Below are 18845 nucleotides of genomic sequence, written 5' to 3'. Positions count from 1 at the left end.
ACTCTCTTGTCAGGTTGCCTCCTGCTATTCGAAATAAGTAACTAGTTAACCCCTCTCTTCTATTTCCAATGCCTATCGTCTTTTGGTGTTTGGATATCCAATGTCACTGGATCATTTCAAACGGACAAAATGTATTCCTCCAAGCCTATTTTCAAACCGTCTTCATCATTGCTCGATGTGACCCTGTCGGCAATTTTCTTAACTTCCTCCGGCGCATTTCCCATTGCAATCCCAAGGCCTGCGTACAAAATCATATCCATGTCATTATAGTTGTCTCCAATGGCCATCGATTCACGATAAGTAATATTAAATATCCCCTCGAGCTCCTGAATGGCATACGATTTGGACACCATCTCATCCATAATTTCCAGATAAGTTCCCTTGGATTTATAAACACTGATACCAGTAACTTCTTTATTGATTTGTTGTACAAGCCGCTCAATGTCTTCGGGATCTCCCATGCATAAAATTTTGTGAATATCATGATCTTCTTCTATATATGAGGGGAGTAACCTCTGTATGGGGGAGCCATTAATAATTTCCGCTTCCTGAATTACCCAAGGATTTTGAATGTTGCCAACGATCCACTGGTCATGTCCATACAAGTTAAAACTGATAGAAGGATAATGATCCATTACAATATCGTATATTCGTTTAATGCTCTTTTTCGATAAACAGATGCTATGAAGGATTTCCCTGTTGCCGCCCAATATTAGAGCACCGCTATAACAAATGACGGGAGCGTGAATATTGAGCTCTTGCTGAAGAGGAAAAATGCCGCTTGGCATTCTCGCTGAAACAAGTACAAAAGGGATATTTCTTCCCACAACTTTTTGGATTGTATTTTTGGTGTCGGACGTAATTTGATGTTTTGAATTTAACAACGTCCCGTCAATATCGCTAAAGATTGCTTGTATCATGGCCGATGGCTCCCTTGCGATTATTTATCACGATTCTTCCTCAAGCGCCTTGATAATTTCTACTCCGCTATCCTGCAACATCAGCAATGAGTGCTCCGGTGCATCCTGATTTGTAATTAGAATATCAATTTCGGAAAAATTCAGGCCTTTAAACGGGCTTGTTAAATTAAATTTTTTGTAATCAGCAAGTAAAAATACTTCTCTGGCACGTCCCGATACCAGCTTTTTAACTAAAGCATCATCACGGTTTGCAAAATACACTCCGTCTTCCATGATGGCGGCAGCTCCTAAAAAAGCTTTGTCAAAAAAAACATCGTTCAACTGCATAGCCGTGTAGTGGTCATAAAAAAAACGGTTTTCATGATTAAATTTGCCCCCGAGCAAGTTTATGTTAATTTCACTTTTTGCTGATAACGCTTCTGCATTATCCAACGAGTGTGTATAAACCGTGAGATTTTTGTCCAATTGCCCACAGAGCAGTTGAATGGTAGTCGATACATCCATGAAACAAACATCTCCGTCAACGATGTGCGCGGAAGCTGCTTTTGCAATGAGCATCTTTTGCTTTGTTGCTGAAGTTACACGTTCCTTGTAGGCTCTTATTTCTTCTTTTAATAAGGGCAAGGCAATACCTCCATGGGTTCTGATAACCCCCCCTTCGTGAACAAGCTTAATAATATCCCTTCTTGCCGTATCTCTCGAGATGTTCAATAAATTACAAATTTCCGAATTTGATAATTGGTTACGGCTTTGGAGATACTCCAAAATTTTTAAAAGTCGTTCCTCTTGGTAAATATAAAGCCCCCCCTATCCCTATATTCACTATAAGCGATTAGACGCTTTTTGTTAAGTGTTTTTAAGCATTTTTATAAAGATAAGCAAATTGCTTATATTGTGTATTTCACATAGCAAGTCCCCGGTCCGCATGCATATTGCATTAAGAGTCCGGGGACTTTATTCATTTTGCCTATTTATTGATAAATTCAATCTTTTGAAGCAAACGTTTTATCATAACTGCCGCCTCTGCGCGGGTAGTTGTTGCATGTGGCTCATAGTGTCCAGTGTCCATACCTTGTGCGATGCCCTGAGCTGTAACAGCGGCTACTGCATTTTGCGCCCAAACCGCGATAGACGAGCGGTCGGCATATCCATCTAGCGATTGCCCGTTTTTGCTGTTGACTGAGACATACCCGGTATATTGTAATGCTTGATGGACAAGTAGAGCCATCTCCTGGCGGCTAATTCCCGATTCAGGACGAAAAGCACCGTCTTCATAACCTTTGACCAGCCCAGCTGAATAGGCTGCGCTGAGATATCCGCCGTACCATGAACCCTTGACTACATCCCTAAAGGCTGGAGTCGCCCGTTCTTTAAGCCCAAGTGCATGAACAAGCATAGCGGCAAATTCGGCGCGGGTAACAGGCCTGGATGGCTCGAATATTCCTTTTATCGAACCGACAACAATTCCTTTTGCGGCAAGCAGCTCTATGTCGGCTTTGCCCCAGTACCCAGCTGGTAAATCACCGAAGGTTGGGCTGCTGTTGACAACGGTATATACACCATTGGAATTATGCTTTATTTCAACGGAGGCTCCATCATCCCCAGCCCGAAAAATGCTCGGTACAAAGATAAGTTTCCTTCTGGCTTCGTCGTAGCAAACTGCGGTGGAACGATTTGGGTCCATCGCTGATGAAAGCGGAAGTGTCCGGCTCACATAGGTATCACCGAAATCAAGAGCGGTTGTTGTACTGCCTGTTACTGCTTCAGCCTTGAAGTCTATAGGAGTCGTTTCCACGGTTGCGCCCGCTTTTACAGCCGCTCCTTGAATAGCCGCATTTTGCTGCATTGTTGCCTTGGATAACGTAATTCGCAGCCCTGGCACGCTATTGGAAGGTGAGATATTTCTATTCACCCTGCTGGCTGGAAGGGTGTACGTCCCCAGTTCTGTAATTAACTGAAGATCCAGAGTTCGATGCTCGCTCCAAAGCTTATTGGCCATGCTGGTCAGCTCAACGATAACCACGTCAGCCCCAGCAGCTTTCACATGCAAAGTTAGTGCAGAACCTTTTCTTACCGGCAAAGCTTTAAGCAAAGTAAGATCATCCACGACCACTGCGGCTTCTTTCCTGCCATCAGCCTTTTGTGTAATACCCGGAGCATACTCCAGTATTCCTGAAGTGGCGGAAGCCGGAATAGATGCCTTGACTGGCAGCTTTACCGCCTGGCTGTCGCTACCCTTGTTGTTCTGAGAATTGCCACCGGAATGGCCGGAATTGGAACTTGATATTATTCGAACACTATTAAAGAATGCTGTTGTATCCCTTACATTTAACCCAAAGTATCCTCGTGTGTAACTTTGGTCTTTGGTATCAATCACCAGTTGTCCGTCCAAATAAGCCTTTATGGTATCCCCGACAGCTACAATTTTGAGGTGATAATCCTGATTTGTCCGTAGTTTCAGCTTCGCGTCATTATTGTAGATGGCAAGATCACTACCGGTCCCTTTAACAAATTTCATCAACTTAACTACATTATTCTTTACATCCAGATTAATTGCATACGCATTTTTTGCCGTAGGGTCTGAACGAAAGACCAAGGCACCTGCGCCGATGGGGTTTTCTATGTTATCTTTTTCAGGATCATCGGGATGCGAATCTGTATCCGGCACTTTAATGTCCGCTTCATATATAAAGTTCTCACCGAAATTACTTGCCAGAATAAACGCATCCCCTACGCCCTGCCCCTGTTTTCCATTAATAGTATCCGCCCATTTGCCGCTGATCGTCGTCCAATCTGACAGTACGGAGACACTAGATGGGGGCGTTTTCCAGACACTTTTTAACGGAAATATTTTTAAAGACTTTAATTCCACATCCCCGCCCTTACTGTAGATTTGCATTCCTTTACTCGAAGGATGAGGGAATATTTGGTCAGTTATCACTGTTTCTCCATTATTCCCGAACACCTCCAGCGCTGACCGGTCAACAAAAATATGCATTTTCACCGTACCGTTTAAAGCCTTCAGCGGGCCCTCATGTTTATTTGTGATATCAGGTCCGAAATCATAATTCCCGGAATTCGTACGGTCAACGAACAGCTTTTCATTGTAGACATCATACCCGACCGTTGTATATTCCTCAGTTCCTTTACGAACCTTAAAACCAAACTCAGTTGCTTCGGTGTTGGAAAGATCAAACTCTGCAATCATTTCAAATGTATCGTCAGAAAAGTTGGATAGGAGGTCGCTTTCTCCCTTAATCTTTTCATTTATATATGAAATTCCCTTTGTTTCAGCACGAATGCCGGCCAGAGAAATTGGTGTTTGTTTTAAGCGTAACCCTTCCTCTGTCTGGGTCAGTTCCATCATTCGCGGCAGTGACATGGAACTTCTCCATGTTGAAGTAGGTGTATCTTGAGCATAAGTCCAGTTACTCATCCAGCCAAGCCAGTATTTCTCGCCCTTCTCCCCTTCAATTCCGCTCCACTCCACACCGGCATAATAATCAGCTCCATAATCGGACCATAATATTTGGTCGGAAGAATTCTCATTGGTGAAGGTTTTCCCATCAAAGCTTCCTACAAAATATTGCATTCCGGATCCGCCTGCAGGTCCTCCCGGATTTATACTTACCTGCAGAACCCATTTCTTTTTTGAAGGGTCGCCATCAATAGGCAATTCAATTAATGCAGGACATTCCCATACGCCGCCTATACTTCCGTTTGTAGAAGGTATCCACGAACCTGAGACGGCAGACCAATCCGTTATGAGGCCACTTTGTGGCAAATTGCCTTTTTCCGGCTCTTGTGCAACCTGGTCAACGTCTTCCGGAATTGGTTTGTCATTATAAACATTGATATCATCCAGGTTGATATGCCCCCAACGTCCCGTTGCATTGTCTATAGCTTTGATATATAGCACTTCACCAATATAATTGGAAGCATCCCATACGTATCTGCTATACGTTTCCTTTTCGGATTTCGTATTTGTTTGACGAAGCAATTCCTGATCGTCAGAAGCTCTGACTAACGATAAATAACGGTTGCTGACGTCTTTGCCTCCGCCCATCATCAGGTTAATCTCTCCGGAGCCACCCAGTTTGAAATAGGATGAATGCAGTTCTCCAGTAGCATCATCCCCCTTGTGACTATCGGAAAACCCCCATAGATGATACTTGCCTTGCTGGTCGAAAGTTCCACCCCACCAATCCTTTCGATCTGTTACATGGTCATTAGTAAATGCTTCCCCTTGTACACCGGTCCACCCAGTCAGATCCCCTGTTTCAAAATCATGGTTAAGTATTTCATTCTCCTCTGTGATGATATTTTTGCCCAACTGAACATTCTGGAAGAGCACAGAGGAATTCGCCAAATGCAAGCCGAAAACGCCGGAGGAAAAGGTAGAATCATTTACATCCTGAGTAAGTTTACCATCTAAATATACTTTTATATTCTCTCCATAGGTCCTCACCTCTAAAGGGTAATCCGTATACGTAGCGAGAGATACAGTGGCCTCGGCTAGGACTGATTGCTTCCCGTCCTCAAGCTTCATCAATTTTATTTTATCGTTGTGAGCGTCGAGGCTCGCCATATATCCATTTCTCACCTCGGCATCTGCCCGAAAAACAAGTGAGCCGATTTCATCTCCGCCATCCGATAATTCAATGTTCGCCTGATATCGAAAGTTTTCCCCGGCTTGCCCGCTCATTATATATGAATTCGCCGCGGAAGTCCCGGTCATTCCTTTCACGGTGTCTTCCCAGGAACCGCTTACAACAGTCCATTTTGACAAATTGGTCACAAAGTTTGATGTATTATTGAATTTCACATTTCGAAAAGAGGCTGTTGAATTCCATGCGGTTAACCCATAGTAGCCGTATACAAATTCATCATCCGTTTGTTCGATAACCGATTGGTTGTTTACAAAAACCTGAATGTGATGTCTATCCGTTACAATTTGTAAATGATAGGTAGATGAAGTATCCAAGCGCAAAGAACTGGCCCCAAGTTCAATGCTTTCTCCATTCCTATTTTTGGTTAAAGTTACGCGATCATTTTTGGCATCTAGATTGACTACATAGCCGTTGGCCGCACGCTTATCAGAACGAAAAACCAGTCCTCCTGATCCTTCCCGGCCATTTTTTGCATTAAGGGTAATGTCGCCCTCATAGTTGAATGATCCACCTTCTTGTGAGGAAATCGCGTAAGAAGTGGAATCCAGACTATTGGCCTGTATTCCACCATCTGGACCAAATTCACTGGCATAAGTCCAATTTTTTAAATTGGGAGAAGTATAGAACATCACCTTATTGTTAGCGACTAACGACATCACCCACTGATTGGATTGTTCATGCCAAAATACTTTGGGATCGCGCCAATCGGCGGCGGGAGGTTCAGGCATTACCGGATTCCCTTCATATTTTTTCCATGTTCTCCCTTTATCCAAGCTGTAAGCAATGCTTTGAACCTGACCCTTATCACCTGAATGGGTAAAGATGGCTACCATTGCTTCCTTTCCAAAGCCGGCTGTATTTCCCCAGTCGATTACAGTGCTACCGGAAAAAATCTGTCCGTGGATATCAGGAGAAAGTGCAACAGGTAGATGTTCCCAATGAACAAGGTCTCTACTCACTGCATGCCCCCAATGCATCGGTCCCCATGTCGTCCCATATGGATAATTTTGGTAAAACAAATGATATTCACCCTTGTAATAAACCATTCCATTGGGATCGTTCAACCAGTTGGCCTCGGGAGAAAAATGAAATTGATTGCGGTACGTTTCCTGATAATATCCTGGATCTGATGCAAACGCTTTCGTGAATGAAGTTAAAGATAATAATAAGATGATACTAAGTGCTAAAGAACAAATCCGATTCATATTTTTACTCCTCATCTTGTTCACTCCCTTTATAACTAATTTTATAAATCAGTTCAAAACGCCTCATAATGAAAGCCTATCCCCGGTGATGGATAACTCCTTGACCAAATAGTTTTAAGAATTATTCAAGCCAAGACACCGAGAGCGTATCCAATAATACCAATTGCGAATAGCGCAAAAATGAGAGCCATGGCGTTCACTTTCTTTTTAAGCAGTCTCATGCAAAGGAAGGTCAGTAAGAACGGTAGTAACCTTACTGTACAGCCGCTTAATCGTCGGAATTAAGGAACCAAGAACGTACAAATATTTTGTTTAAGTCGTTTTTGGTCATCTTCTTTTCTTCCATATGTACTCCCCTTCTTTCATAAAATATTTTCTTATAGCTCTTCAATTTCCGCCGTATTTCGAACTGAGCTGGATGTATAGCAGAGCCAGCACAGTTCCTACGATCCCAAAACCAACTAGATTGATGTTCGTGAAAGCGGCAATGACAAATCCCAGGAAGAAGAAGGGATGTTATAGCCCACTGCAAATAAGCAGCATACTTAACTTCCTCTTCACCATCTTTCATATCCTCTTTTAATATTTTGAACTCCAAGTAATGTTCTTGACAAAGCGTTTATATTTAACTCTATAGCTCAATATCTTATATTTACGCTGCTTTGGTCACAAAAATCCGACAAAGTCCGGCCAAGGATGACTCCCTGACCGCACGTTTTAAGCCAAAACACCAAATGCGTACCCAATAATGCCTACTGCGAATAAAGCAAAAATCAGAGCGATTGCGTTCACTTTCTTTTTCAGTAGCCTCATACATAAAAAGGTCAATAATAGTGGTAAAAGTCCAGGCATCAATTGATCCAAAATCATCTGAATGGTCGTAATAACCTCTTTTCCATCCGTTCCCACATATCTTGATACCACCAGCGGCACATTCAGGGTAGTCCATTTAGAAACAAGTGCGCCCATAACGAAAAGCCCCAGTATGGAGGCTGACTCCGTGAGTTTTTGCAACCGGTTTCCCGACATATCGGAGACAATCTCCGTACCTTTGTGATAACCGTATTTCAGACCGTACCATTTCGTTGCCAAGCGTGCAGTGTTAAAGAGAAGGAAGAAAAGAACCGGTCCGACAAGGCTTCCGGATAAGGCGATTGAGGCTCCGAGAGCAGCCAGAACCGGGCGTAAAGTCCCCCAGTAAATGGGGTCACCCACTCCCGCCAGAGGTCCCATTAAACCGACTTTGACTCCACTTATGGTGGCATTGTCAATCGGCTGGCCGCTCGCTTTCTGCTCTTCCATCGCAGCCGTTACACCCATAATAGGCGCCGAGATAAACGGTTGAGTGTTGAAAAATTCCAGATGTCTTTTCAATGCCTCTTTTTGATCTTCTTTCTTGCTGTACAGCCGCTTAATCGCAGGGATCAAGGTGACACAGAAACCGATCGACTGCATTCGCTCAAAATTGAACGAGCCTAACAGGAAGCATGAACGGACAAACATCTTATTTAAATCACTTTTAGTCAGCTTCTTTTCTTTCATAGTGCTCTCCTCTCCCTTCAGGTAGTTACTATAACTCTTCGATTTCTTCCATCTTCTCATTACGCTGGTTGTATTTTGGGCTCAACTGGATGTAAAGCAGAGCCAGAACCGCGCCAATGACCCCAAAACCAACCAGATTAATGCTGGTAAAAGCTGCAATGACAAAGCCCAGAAAGAAGAATGGCATCAGGTATTTGGCTGCCATCATATTAATGACCATCGCATACCCTACGACGACGATAAAGCCGCCCGCAATTTGTAGTCCTCTGGTGATAACCTCCGGAATTGCGTTAAGCATAGCAGTCACCAGGCCCGTTTCTGCGGCAACTGCCACCAAAACAGCGGGCAAAGCAACGCGCAGACCTTGCAAAAGTAAGGCAATAAAGTGACATAGCTCAATTCCTTTGAAATTTGCAGATTCCGCATACTTATCGGCTAAATGCTGGAAGAAGACAGTAATTGTCCTGACAAAAATGGTAAGCACTTGTCCGGCGGCTGCAATTGGAATCGCAACGGCAATTCCGGCGCCGATCGATTGATGGCCGACGATGACCAAAATGGTTGAAACCACGCTGGCTAGAGCAGCGTCTGGTGCCATGGATGCTCCTACATTCATCCATCCCAAAGCCATTAATTCCAGAGTACCGCCAAGTATAATGCCAGTTTTGAGATCGCCAAGGACAAGGCCAATCAACGTACACGCAATCAGAGGACGATGGGTTTGCCCTTCATCTAGAACGCTACCCATGCCACATATGGCCGCTACCAGTGTTACCATCACAATTTGAAAAACAGTCATTTCTATAACTCCTCTCTAGTTGCCGCCTGGTATTTACGATCACATATCCTGCAGTTTGGTAATCAAGTTGATTTTCGGATCACTGGCTACTTTTCTGATTTCCAGCTCAATGCCTTTTTCATGCAGCTTACGAAATGCATCTACATCCTGTTGGTTTACGGATACCGCCCCGGTAATCTGCGTCTTTCCTTCCTTAAAACACATTCCTCCAACATTCACCGAGCGGATGGGTACTCCCCCTTCCACAACCCGCAGTACATCCGTAGGGTTGGTAAAGAGAAACAATGTTTTAAAATCACTGTATTTGGGGTTATTATAAGCCTCTATCGCTTTGTTAATCGTTACGACATACGCCTTAATTCCAGGCGGCGACACCTGAAGCAATAAGGTTTTGCGTAATGTATCCGCTGCGACATCATCGCTAACGGCGATAATCTTATTGCACTTCGCTTCTTTCACCCAAACGGTCGCCACCTGACCGTGAATCAGACGGTCATCAATACGAACTAATGCAATTTCCATTCTATAATTCCTCCTCTAATTGACTGTTTCGAATGGCACGAAAAGACATCATGGAATCGTGCCCTGCATGGATCGCTAAATTTACCAAATTCTCCACTTGTTCAATTCCTCTGTTTGCAAGAAGGTCAACGATCATTGGCAGGTTTACTCCTGTCACAATATCCATTTTTTCATGGTTAACTGCAATTCGGCTGGCAGCATTATAAGGACTGCCGCCGAATAGATCAACAAGGAAGATAACACCGTCCGTCCAATCCAGCGATGCCAACGCAGCCTTATATTTCTCTACAAGTCCGCTGACACTTTCACCTGGTTCAAACGTAACACCTGCCACATTATCCAAATGGCCGAAAACCATTTCTGTTGACCTCAGTATTTCTTCAGAAAATTTCCCGTGTGTCCCAACAATTACACCGATCATCTGTCTCACCCCCTTTTTTTCTCTCCACATATCTATGATGCAAGTTCTGTGCCAAACTTCTGTATAGATCAGAAGAAATTTTGTAAACAACAAAAAAACCCCCGTTGCGTCGGAGGTTTTTTTCCAGTCTGAACAGATCACTATTTATCAATCTCCACTGCTTTCATACACATATGAAAGCGTTTTATACTCTTTGGCCATTACTGTGGAATAAAGTTATATACTTCGCTCAACATTTCGCAAATATAATATTTTTCGTCTTCAGAAAGTATAAGATTCATACCAGAAACAAATATGCTGCATGAACGGTTTACCACCTCGAATATGTGCTGGTCGAGCTGTTTCACTTCCCCCTGATAAACAAGTCCATCGCGAATAACCATACGTTCCAGCGCATAAGCTGTGTGAGTAGAAATTTGGACTTTTGTTGCATAATCAAATTTGACTTCTAATCCAAGTTCCAGCTCTTGCACAAATCTCATCACCATTCCCAGAATTTTGTGGGGATTCAAATACGTCATAAATTCTTTCAGACTTTCCTCGCATAACTCCCTGACGACTACACTTTGATCCACAGCAGGGATCTGCTTGTTATTCAGCAGTAGCTCTCTCAATGTCTGCTCACCGCTCGCTTCAATCAGCTTTTCCAAGGGAATAAACGGGATTTCCGGCTCGCTTGGCCGTTTTACTCCAATCACGGCAAGAATGGTTCGCTTAGACCGCATATCCTGGACCACTTTATCCAACTCTCTTACGTTTGCCGGAACAACCAGTATCTCCTCATCCGTCAAATCGCAGACAACTTTCTCTACAAACTCTTTCAATTTGACCGCTGCACCTTTGCCGGAGGAGCAAACCGTCACAATTGCCTTATGAACTACTTTCACTGCGGCGCTGCTATTGTTATATCCCCTGAAATCCTTTAGCGATTGGTATATCTCCTCTATCCCCATGTCAAAAACACTGGCCTTTCGGACAGCCTCCAGCGTGAGCGGAGTTGAAACCATATCAATGGTCTTTACATTAATTCCAACACGTTCCATAATAGTTTCTTCAAGATTGAGCAAAGAGCCCATATCAACCAGCAGCAACACGCCTCTACCACGGTCAATGCTCTTTACTTTATCGATAATAAGCTCCAAAATTTCCCTAGGACTGACATCGAGGGGCATATCAACAGCGCAAAGATTAGAACTGCCCAGCAAGCTGTCTACGACGCCGACGATGCTGCTCGCTGTACTGGTACCGTGTGCTGCCACAATAATTCCCACACTACCCTGTCGTTCTTCCTCAACAGATTTCAGAAGAATCGCCATATAAGTTATTTCGGCCTCCGGTACATGTACACCAAACTTAGACTCGATCAAACTTTTGATAGTCTGGGCCAGTCTGTACTCTTCATCATGTTCATTCATCGGTTCATAGATTCGTGCACCACCGTATTTTTTCTCTCTGGTGCGCTTGAAAAAGGCGCTTAAATGAAGACTGAAAGCATACACGAATCTCTCACTGTAAATTCGGTTTAGTTCCTTTTTGGCCATTTCCTTAATCTGCTCGGAGAATTCAAGGATGTCTTTGTCCACAATTTTCAGAATTCGTTCCCTGCTCCCCTTGGTGTTATAAAAACGGTTATAAAAGCTTTTAATATGGATATTGACATCCGTAGCAATAAATCTGTGGATGTAGGCGTCGTCGAGCCCTTCTTCCTTCAGCATGCCAATCTTGTCTTCAATTAGTTTGTAAAGGTTAAACGGCAGCTCGGAAACAACCTCTTCATCCAAAGCTTTTCTTCCTTCTGGAGTAATGTATAGGCACGAGGAAATACATCCGATTTCCTTCATCTTATATTGCGTTTTATCAATATTAAACAAACCATCTCGGATATTTCCCGGCAGGTTTTTAAAATCAAGTCCTATTTCTTCTTTGTTTTCATGTATGCTGTTTAAAAAACCTTTAGCGCATACCAGCTGGATGTTCGACTTTAACTGGCCGATATTGCCGTAGGTGACGCTGCCGATCAGTGCTCTTACTACCTCTGGTTCAATCCTAATCGGCTTGTTTACCCTATTGGCCTCGTTAGCAAACAAATGCTTCAAAATCAGCATTTGCTCCTCAATAGCACGTTCCTGAAGGGAAGGGATATTGATTGTGATGGGTATGCGCCTAATGAAGGTTTTCAGCATGGATGATCCGGGATCCTCCGTCGTAGCTCCAATCAATAACACACTCGCGTCTCTTTTTCGATCCGTTTCGCCCAATTTGTTATAGGTGTGAGTATCCATGAAATAGAAAATCATTTCCTGACCTTCCGGGGGTAAACGGTGAATCTCATCCAAAAACAGGATGCCTCCGTCAGCTTTCTCCACCAGCCCTGCTTTTTCATGATCAGCGCCTGTAAACGCCCCTTTAACGTGACCAAAGATGTGGGAAAGTAGCAAGTGGGGGTTATTGAAATAATCAGCGCAGTTAAAAACGATAAATGGCGCATGCTCTGAAAACCGCTTCATATATTTTCCATAATGGTACATCAACCTGGCAAACATAGTTTTTCCAACACCCGTCTGCCCGACTATCAGGGTATGCAGACCTCTAGGAGGATACAGAATCGCTGCCTTCCCCTGCTCAACCTGGTTACGCATGCTGCCCCTGAAACCGATCAAAGCATGGAACGGATCGATCTGTTCGTCAGGCAGCAATACCTCTTTGATGCTTTTGACCTCAATTTGTTTCTCTTTCAGCCGAACCCGAAAGGTGTCCTCGATAATCTGCTTGTGCAGAAATCTGACCGGTCTTCCTTTGATTTTAAGGATTAGATCGTCACGCAGCAGATTATTCAACTCTTTGCTCACATTGTTTCTCAACATCTTTTGATCATCAGCAATTTCCGCAGCCGTAATCCCTTCCCCCGCAAATAAAGCCTCTTTGGAAATTTTCTTGGTGCTTTCGGCAATATACTCTAAAATCTTATCTATTCTTTTCACCTGTATTCCTCCAGCCTGAATCAGTCATTGGAAATTTATTCCAACCCGCTTATTTAGGGAACAGAATATGGTTTTTCAGCGCATGAGCTACTCCATCCTCGTCATTCGAGAGAGTAACGGTGTTGGCAGCAGCTTTGACCTCAAGGGGAGCATTTTCCATGGCAATGCCAAGTCCCGCAAAGGCCAGCATGTCGATATCATTGTAGTTGTCACCCATAGCCAGACAATCGCTTTGTTTCAGTTGGTACTCTTTTAGCAGAATTTGAATGGCTGCCGTTTTGGAAGCCTTTTTTGACATGATTTCCAGATAAGTAGGCTTGGATAAGTAGAGATTTACTTCTTCGCCGTATACGGGTCGCAATACTTGAAGGACGCGTCTGATCTCTTCGGGATCACCCATGCACAAAATTTTACTGGTTCCATCAGTCTCTTCCCTCCAACCATTGGTAAGCTTAGAAAAACTATAAATGCGAGGCTCGATATTGGTGATGTCACGTTCTTGAAGCGCCCATGCATCCAATTGCTCAATATACCACTCATCATCCTTATACAGGCTTACGTGAAGATCATAGGCAGCCAGGCTGTCAAGCAAACGCTGTGTCATTTTCTTATCTATATAACGGGTGTTCAGCTTATTCCCGTGTTTATCTATAACAAGTGCCCCACTGTAGCATATGAGAGGCTCAGAAATACCAAGATGCTTCTGCAAGGGAATAATTGCTTTTGGCATTCGCGCAGAGACAAGAACCACTGGAATCTGCTTATCATTTATAACCTGGAGAATGGTTTCTTTGGTTGCTTCCGTGATTTGATGCGCCGAGTTAAGTAGCGTCCCGTCAATATCAATGCAGACAATTTTATAAGTTTCCATAAATGATTCCTCCAGCTCCAGTGTATTTTGTTATTCAATGAATGAGTATACAAGAAAGATAGCGTATATAACCAAAAATACAACACACATAATAACTGTTACTTATTACGACAAGCTTTGGCTTGTTTATGAATCGTTTCTATCAGATAAAATTACTCGGTAACGTTAACATCTAGGCAGGAGAATTGCATAGGCTTAGAGAAGTAGATCTTTTATAAATGACTGACTGTGAATTTGTACCGGAAATGTATGGAAAAGGAGTTTGAATAAGTCAATGATACGATATGGATTACAACAGGAACAAGGATTCAAGCTGGTTATGACGCCCGAATTGCGACAAGCAATCACGATCTTGCAATATTCTTCGGCTGATTTAATATCCTTTCTGCATGAACAGGCGAACAATAATCCAGTCATTGATTTGCCGGAGTTTAATATGTCCATAGGCAGTATCAAAGAAGAAGCAGAGCGGTTTTCACAGAAAGATCAAGGAGATCTGCTTGAACATTATCGTGGCGGAGAAAAATATCCATCGGTCCAGCGAGCAAACCCCGTTACATTTCTGGATTTTGTCCCCAATCCGAATGATACCCTGTTTGAACATCTGAACAGGCAGCTTGGACTGGTATGTGGGCTTACAAATTCACAGCGTATGGTGGCACGGTACCTCATTGGCAATTTGAACGAAATGGGATATTTAGAACTTGATGTTCCAACGGTCGCCTCACTATTGGACGTTCCCATAGCCGAAATTGAGGATATGCTCTTGGTGATACAGAGTTTTGATCCACCGGGGATCGCCTCTTACAGCTTGGAAGAATGTCTTCTTCTCCAGCTCCAGCTTGCTGGCATGCATGATGAATGCATAGTCAGAATGGTAAGCAACCATCTGGCCGATCTGGCGAACAATCGGATACAAAAAATTGCAAATACTCTTGAAATCGGTAGACAAGAGGTTATACAGATGGCCGATCGAATTCGCAAGCTAAATCCATGCCCGGGCGCAGCATTTGCTCATAAAGAGCAGCAATACATCATAGCAGATATCACGGTCGAAAAAGCCAACGGGGAATATCTTGTCCTGATTAATGACATTAGTGCGCCGCGGGTTGAGATCAACCCTTTTTACCGGCAAATGATGCAGGATCTACCGAATAGTGAAACCAAACGTTTTATCCATGAGAAGATGAATACGGCAAAATGGCTGATCAATAGCCTGAAGCAACGTCGGCTGACCCTTCTACGGGTTGCCAAGGCCATTGTGGAAAAGCAGCAGGATTTTTTTGAGCATGGCGTGTATTTCCTCAAACCAATCACCCAAAAAGAGATTGCCGAAAAGACCGGCTTACACGAATCCACGGTCAGCAGGGCGGTCAGTAATAAATTTATACAGACGCCTCGCGGATTGTTCGAGCTCAAATTTTTCTTTACTTCCTCCTTGACGTCAGCGGACGGAGATGCTGCTTCATCGGAGAGCGCAAAAAAGCGTATCAAAAATTTGATAGATGATGAGGACAAGCAAAAACCGTTATCGGATCAGGCTATTACTACCCTGCTGGGAAAGGAAGGTTTGCATCTATCACGCAGAACCGTGGCGAAATATCGGGAAGAACTGAGATATCTTTCTTCTGCCAAAAGAAAAAAGTTTGAAGTTTGAATGTTTAAGGAATAGTCGCGTTTGATCCGGTTCCATATTTTTCGATTTGGCTTGATCCTGAATGATCCGACTCGCTAGTTCTTGAATTCACCATTACACCTCCTTTCTTGAACTAGGATGTTTTCACTTTTGAAACGCTTCCAATTTGCTGTGAGAAAAACATCAGTTAGTAGATCCATACTATGAATCGACCGAATGAGCTAATATTTTTACAATAAAATCATGTAGTTTCGCCTTGCTTGAAGACAACGGGGAGACGATACACTTGCTGATCTAAAGTTTCACCTTCGATTTTCTTATAAAGCAGTCTGATTGTCATACGTGCCATCTCCTCCACTGGCTGCCTGATTGTAGACAATATCGGATGAAAATAAGGATGGTCCTGAATCCCGTCGTAGCCGATAACCTTTACATCCTCTGGAACGCGAATGCCCTCCCTGCGTGCTCTTTCTATATAGTTGGCGGCTAACATATCGGTAATAGCAAAAATGCCGTCCACATCGCGATGCTCATTTAGGAACTCGTTAAAATAGGCATCGTCGTCCACTATAGGGTCGGGCTTCTCGTAGATTACATAATCGACTCCCAATGTTTGCGCCTCATGAATGAAACCTTTTCTCCGATTCATGGTTTCACTGAAAATGGAAGTGACGCTTCCCATAAAAGCCGGTTTCTGGGCCCCCACTTTAACAAGCTCCCTCAAAGCCAGACGCCCTCCCTCATAATTATCGGAGGTCACACAAGTAATTTTTTTGTTGAAGTGCCTATCAATACTTACAATCGGAATGTCATTGCTTACGCTATTTTCTATATCATTGTAAGTAATGCCGACAATACCAGCCACTTTGTTTTGCCGTAGCATATCCAGATAATACAGTTCTTTTTCGGGCTTGCCGCCGCTATTACACAACATGAGCTTAAAGCCTTCCCGATCCAACTCATCCTCAATGTAATAAGCCAGTTCAGAAAAAAAAGGATGCCAGATACTTGGAAGCAGCAAGGCTACCATCTTGGATTTCCTCATCTTGAAATTTCGAGCGACTTCATTAGGAAAATAATTCAGTTCTTGTATAGCTTCCTCCACTTTTCTGCGTGTATCTGGTTTTACAGAGCCCGAGTTGTTAATAACTCGGGATACAGTTCCTACAGCTACGCCAGCTAAGCTAGCTACATCTTTAATACTTGGCATCGGCATCTCCCTCCCCCTATCTCTCTTTATGAAAATTATAATAACACTAAGATGGAAACGTTTCAATTTTGTTGATGCTCTTTTTTCGCTGAAGCTCTTTATCTTCCTTACCGGGCTGAAACACCAGCGCGGATTCCATTAGGTATACGTCCTTGTCCTCTACATCTGTTCATATTCATCTCTATCCTTCTTGTTTTAGTATGGCCACTTTTTGAAGTCCTTCTTTTACAATCACTTCTGCACGATCCTTGTACTGAAATGTCCTTCCATAATAACATCGGTAGTTTGAATAATTCTTCATAAATCAGATCGTGGATGCTTGTAGTGCATAATAGACTGCAAGTTTCTTTTCACTATAGAGATCATAGGGTCAAGTTCTAAAAAGCAATAAAATAAACATTCTCTGTCGGCTGTAATTAGTTTTGTCATTAATACAGCCTATAAACGCCACTTTCTGTACTATGAAAATGACACTTTCTGTATTATCATTTGTCACTTCTTATATAGACTGTATTGTAAAATGTCATTTATCTGTTGCACCTTAATTGGAAACTTACACGTCTAAAATTGAGGGGAAATGCTTATCTCAATTCTCCGTCTCCATGCCCAATACTAGTTAGCGATCACTACACTAAAAACAAATAATATCATTCGTAGGAGTTCCATTCGAAAATGAACCTACTCATAAGTCTTTACAGATCTTTTGCAATTTAGGATACACGACTCATTATCCTATCCAATATAAAAAAGTGTCAAATTGAAAAACCAATTTGACACTTTTTTTATAGATCATGAATTTCCCTTATTATTTGCTCATTATCAAAGTAATCCTTATGATTTAGTAAACAATATTTCTCATTTGAAAGTTCAATTACATTGTCTACTACGAAATCCGTATAATTTCCTTGGTTAAATCCTAATGTTGATAGTATCAATTGCGAATTTTCAGGTCTATTATTAAATATAAATTCAAATAAAGCCTCTTCTTTGCTGTCGTCAGACTCAACATTGTTAGGACTATCAAGAATGAGGGGAAATCTCAAAACATTTTCATTGAGTTCACTTTTTATTTTCAATAAGTTTAAATACCATATTATTGTTGAGATTGCTTTATTACTCCCACGGGCCTCATAATTCAACCGAATATTCTTTAATTTTTCCTCGTTGATTTCTTCTAGTCCGTATTTCTGTTTAGACTCAGTCATATATTGCTCATATAATAAATTAGCCTTTTTCTTCTTGTCATTATAACAGTACATAGTCCTTCACTAGAGGTTTCATCAGAAAGAATTTCAAACTTAGCTGCCGGATGCTCTTCTTCCCAAACTTTCTCCACCCTGCCCATCCGAAACCTTGGGTTGCCGGATGTCTGCTTTGGCTACGGCACTTTAAAGGGTAAAGTTACCCGGTGGATTTGAACCACCTAATGATGCGACTGTGAGGTGCACCCAAAAAAGAGGCTCCCTATACTGGGGGCCTCTTGATATTATAGTAGCGTTGATGGCTTTAAACGAAACCTAAAAGAGAAATGTATATTCATTTATACCATTTTCCACTCATGAAGTTCCAAGCGAAGCGCTTTTTCCGACACATACGGGTCTTTTTCAACCATCGCCTGTGCCTCTTCCAATGAATCTGCAACGTAAATGACTAGACCGCCGGCCCCATCAACAAAAGGTCCCATGGCATAAATTTTCCCCTGTTCCTTCATTTTGTTCAAAAATTCCAGGTGCTTAGGATGTAACTCTTGTCTTTTTCCCGGGTCAACTATGTGCAAGATTGCTGCGTAATGTGCCATTGTACCACTCCTTAAGTGAATGAAAAATAGATTACCAAGTCTATGAAGCCTTTATATTCTTAATAGCACGAATCTTTTGAATTAGTACACAATTTCGTGATCTTCACGTTTTTCATACAGTGAGGCCACTGGCTCGATAGTCCGTGATGCGCTCCGTCCATTACTGCTGGTGTCGTTCTGCTTTGGTCATCTGGCAAATCTCCTTGAGTTAAGATATGCCTATGATCTCATAACTGGTGTTGGGTTTACAGGTGTACTGGGTTTGACGCT

13 protein-coding genes and 3 pseudogenes are annotated in these 18845 nt (G+C 42.7%); 1 reads left to right on the top strand and 15 read right to left on the bottom strand.

The window, feature by feature from the left end; all coding sequences use genetic code 11:
* Nucleotides 1-116 precede the first annotated feature (116 nt).
* The 12 genes and pseudogenes from ACWGXJ_RS08085 to ACWGXJ_RS08030 all read right to left on the bottom strand — a co-directional run bounded on the left by ACWGXJ_RS08085 (nucleotide 117) and on the right by ACWGXJ_RS08030 (nucleotide 13931).
* Nucleotides 117-920 carry a Cof-type HAD-IIB family hydrolase gene (locus ACWGXJ_RS08085; RefSeq protein ID WP_165176075.1) on the bottom strand — a complete coding sequence of 268 codons (804 nt, stop codon included), beginning with the start codon at nucleotides 918-920 and terminating at the stop codon, nucleotides 117-119.
* Between the two features lie 27 nt (nucleotides 921-947).
* Nucleotides 948-1688 (bottom strand): DeoR/GlpR family DNA-binding transcription regulator, encoded by a 741-nt coding sequence (locus tag ACWGXJ_RS08080; protein WP_367987566.1) that lies wholly within the window; start codon nucleotides 1686-1688, stop codon nucleotides 948-950.
* A 199-nt stretch (nucleotides 1689-1887) separates the two neighbouring features.
* Nucleotides 1888-4986 (bottom strand): GH32 C-terminal domain-containing protein, encoded by a 3099-nt coding sequence (locus ACWGXJ_RS08075; protein WP_452567882.1) that lies wholly within the window; start codon nucleotides 4984-4986, stop codon nucleotides 1888-1890.
* A gap of 762 nt (nucleotides 4987-5748) precedes the next feature.
* Nucleotides 5749-6795 (bottom strand): annotated as a pseudogene (locus ACWGXJ_RS08070) (glycoside hydrolase family 32 protein); the annotation flags it as partial.
* Nucleotides 6796-6920: 125 nt separating this feature from the next.
* Nucleotides 6921-7043: pseudogene (locus ACWGXJ_RS08065) on the bottom strand (PTS system mannose/fructose/sorbose family transporter subunit IID); the annotation flags it as partial.
* 139 nt (nucleotides 7044-7182) lie between these two features.
* A pseudogene (locus ACWGXJ_RS08060) lies at nucleotides 7183-7308 on the bottom strand (PTS mannose/fructose/sorbose transporter subunit IIC); the annotation flags it as partial.
* A gap of 204 nt (nucleotides 7309-7512) precedes the next feature.
* Complete coding sequence (manZ, locus tag ACWGXJ_RS08055) at nucleotides 7513-8337, bottom strand: PTS mannose transporter subunit IID (RefSeq protein ID WP_069291547.1); 825 nt, start codon at nucleotides 8335-8337, stop codon at nucleotides 7513-7515.
* Between the two features lie 28 nt (nucleotides 8338-8365).
* Nucleotides 8366-9136 carry a PTS mannose/fructose/sorbose transporter subunit IIC gene (locus ACWGXJ_RS08050; RefSeq protein ID WP_023988666.1) on the bottom strand — a complete coding sequence of 257 codons (771 nt, stop codon included), beginning with the start codon at nucleotides 9134-9136 and terminating at the stop codon, nucleotides 8366-8368.
* Nucleotides 9137-9175: 39 nt separating this feature from the next.
* Nucleotides 9176-9658, bottom strand: a complete 483-nt coding sequence (locus tag ACWGXJ_RS08045; RefSeq protein WP_039269822.1) for a mannose/fructose/sorbose PTS transporter subunit IIB — start codon at nucleotides 9656-9658, stop codon at nucleotides 9176-9178.
* A gap of 1 nt (nucleotide 9659) precedes the next feature.
* Complete coding sequence (locus tag ACWGXJ_RS08040; RefSeq protein ID WP_039269820.1) at nucleotides 9660-10079, bottom strand: PTS sugar transporter subunit IIA; 420 nt, start codon at nucleotides 10077-10079, stop codon at nucleotides 9660-9662.
* Between the two features lie 200 nt (nucleotides 10080-10279).
* On the bottom strand, nucleotides 10280-13060 hold the full coding sequence (locus ACWGXJ_RS08035; protein WP_452566527.1) for a sigma-54-dependent transcriptional regulator: 2781 nt from the start codon (nucleotides 13058-13060) through the stop codon (nucleotides 10280-10282).
* 49 nt (nucleotides 13061-13109) lie between these two features.
* A complete protein-coding gene (locus ACWGXJ_RS08030; RefSeq protein WP_190298927.1) occupies nucleotides 13110-13931 on the bottom strand; it encodes a Cof-type HAD-IIB family hydrolase in 822 nt (273 codons plus the stop codon).
* 274 nt (nucleotides 13932-14205) lie between these two features.
* On the opposite strand from ACWGXJ_RS08030, the gene rpoN reads away from it, so the two are divergent.
* Nucleotides 14206-15588, top strand: coding sequence for an RNA polymerase factor sigma-54 (gene rpoN, locus ACWGXJ_RS08025; RefSeq protein WP_322176214.1), 1383 nt, complete (start codon nucleotides 14206-14208; stop codon nucleotides 15586-15588).
* 220 nt (nucleotides 15589-15808) lie between these two features.
* On the opposite strand, the gene ACWGXJ_RS08020 is transcribed toward rpoN, so the two are convergent.
* From ACWGXJ_RS08020 to ACWGXJ_RS08010, 3 genes are all read right to left on the bottom strand, one after another.
* The gene (locus ACWGXJ_RS08020) at nucleotides 15809-16777 is read right to left on the bottom strand and encodes a LacI family DNA-binding transcriptional regulator (RefSeq protein WP_322176217.1); all 969 of its coding nucleotides are present in this window, start codon (nucleotides 16775-16777) and stop codon (nucleotides 15809-15811) included.
* A 782-nt stretch (nucleotides 16778-17559) separates the two neighbouring features.
* Nucleotides 17560-17982 carry a hypothetical protein gene (locus ACWGXJ_RS08015; RefSeq protein ID WP_452566526.1) on the bottom strand — a complete coding sequence of 141 codons (423 nt, stop codon included), beginning with the start codon at nucleotides 17980-17982 and terminating at the stop codon, nucleotides 17560-17562.
* 335 nt (nucleotides 17983-18317) lie between these two features.
* Nucleotides 18318-18575, bottom strand: a complete 258-nt coding sequence (locus ACWGXJ_RS08010; RefSeq protein ID WP_134910491.1) for a YciI family protein — start codon at nucleotides 18573-18575, stop codon at nucleotides 18318-18320.
* Between the last annotated feature and the right edge of the window lie 270 nt (nucleotides 18576-18845).

The organism is Paenibacillus sp. S33, from assembly GCF_053615415.1.
The sequence above is the reverse complement of the archived record's forward strand: the minus strand, read 5'-3'. Positions and strand labels throughout refer to the sequence as shown.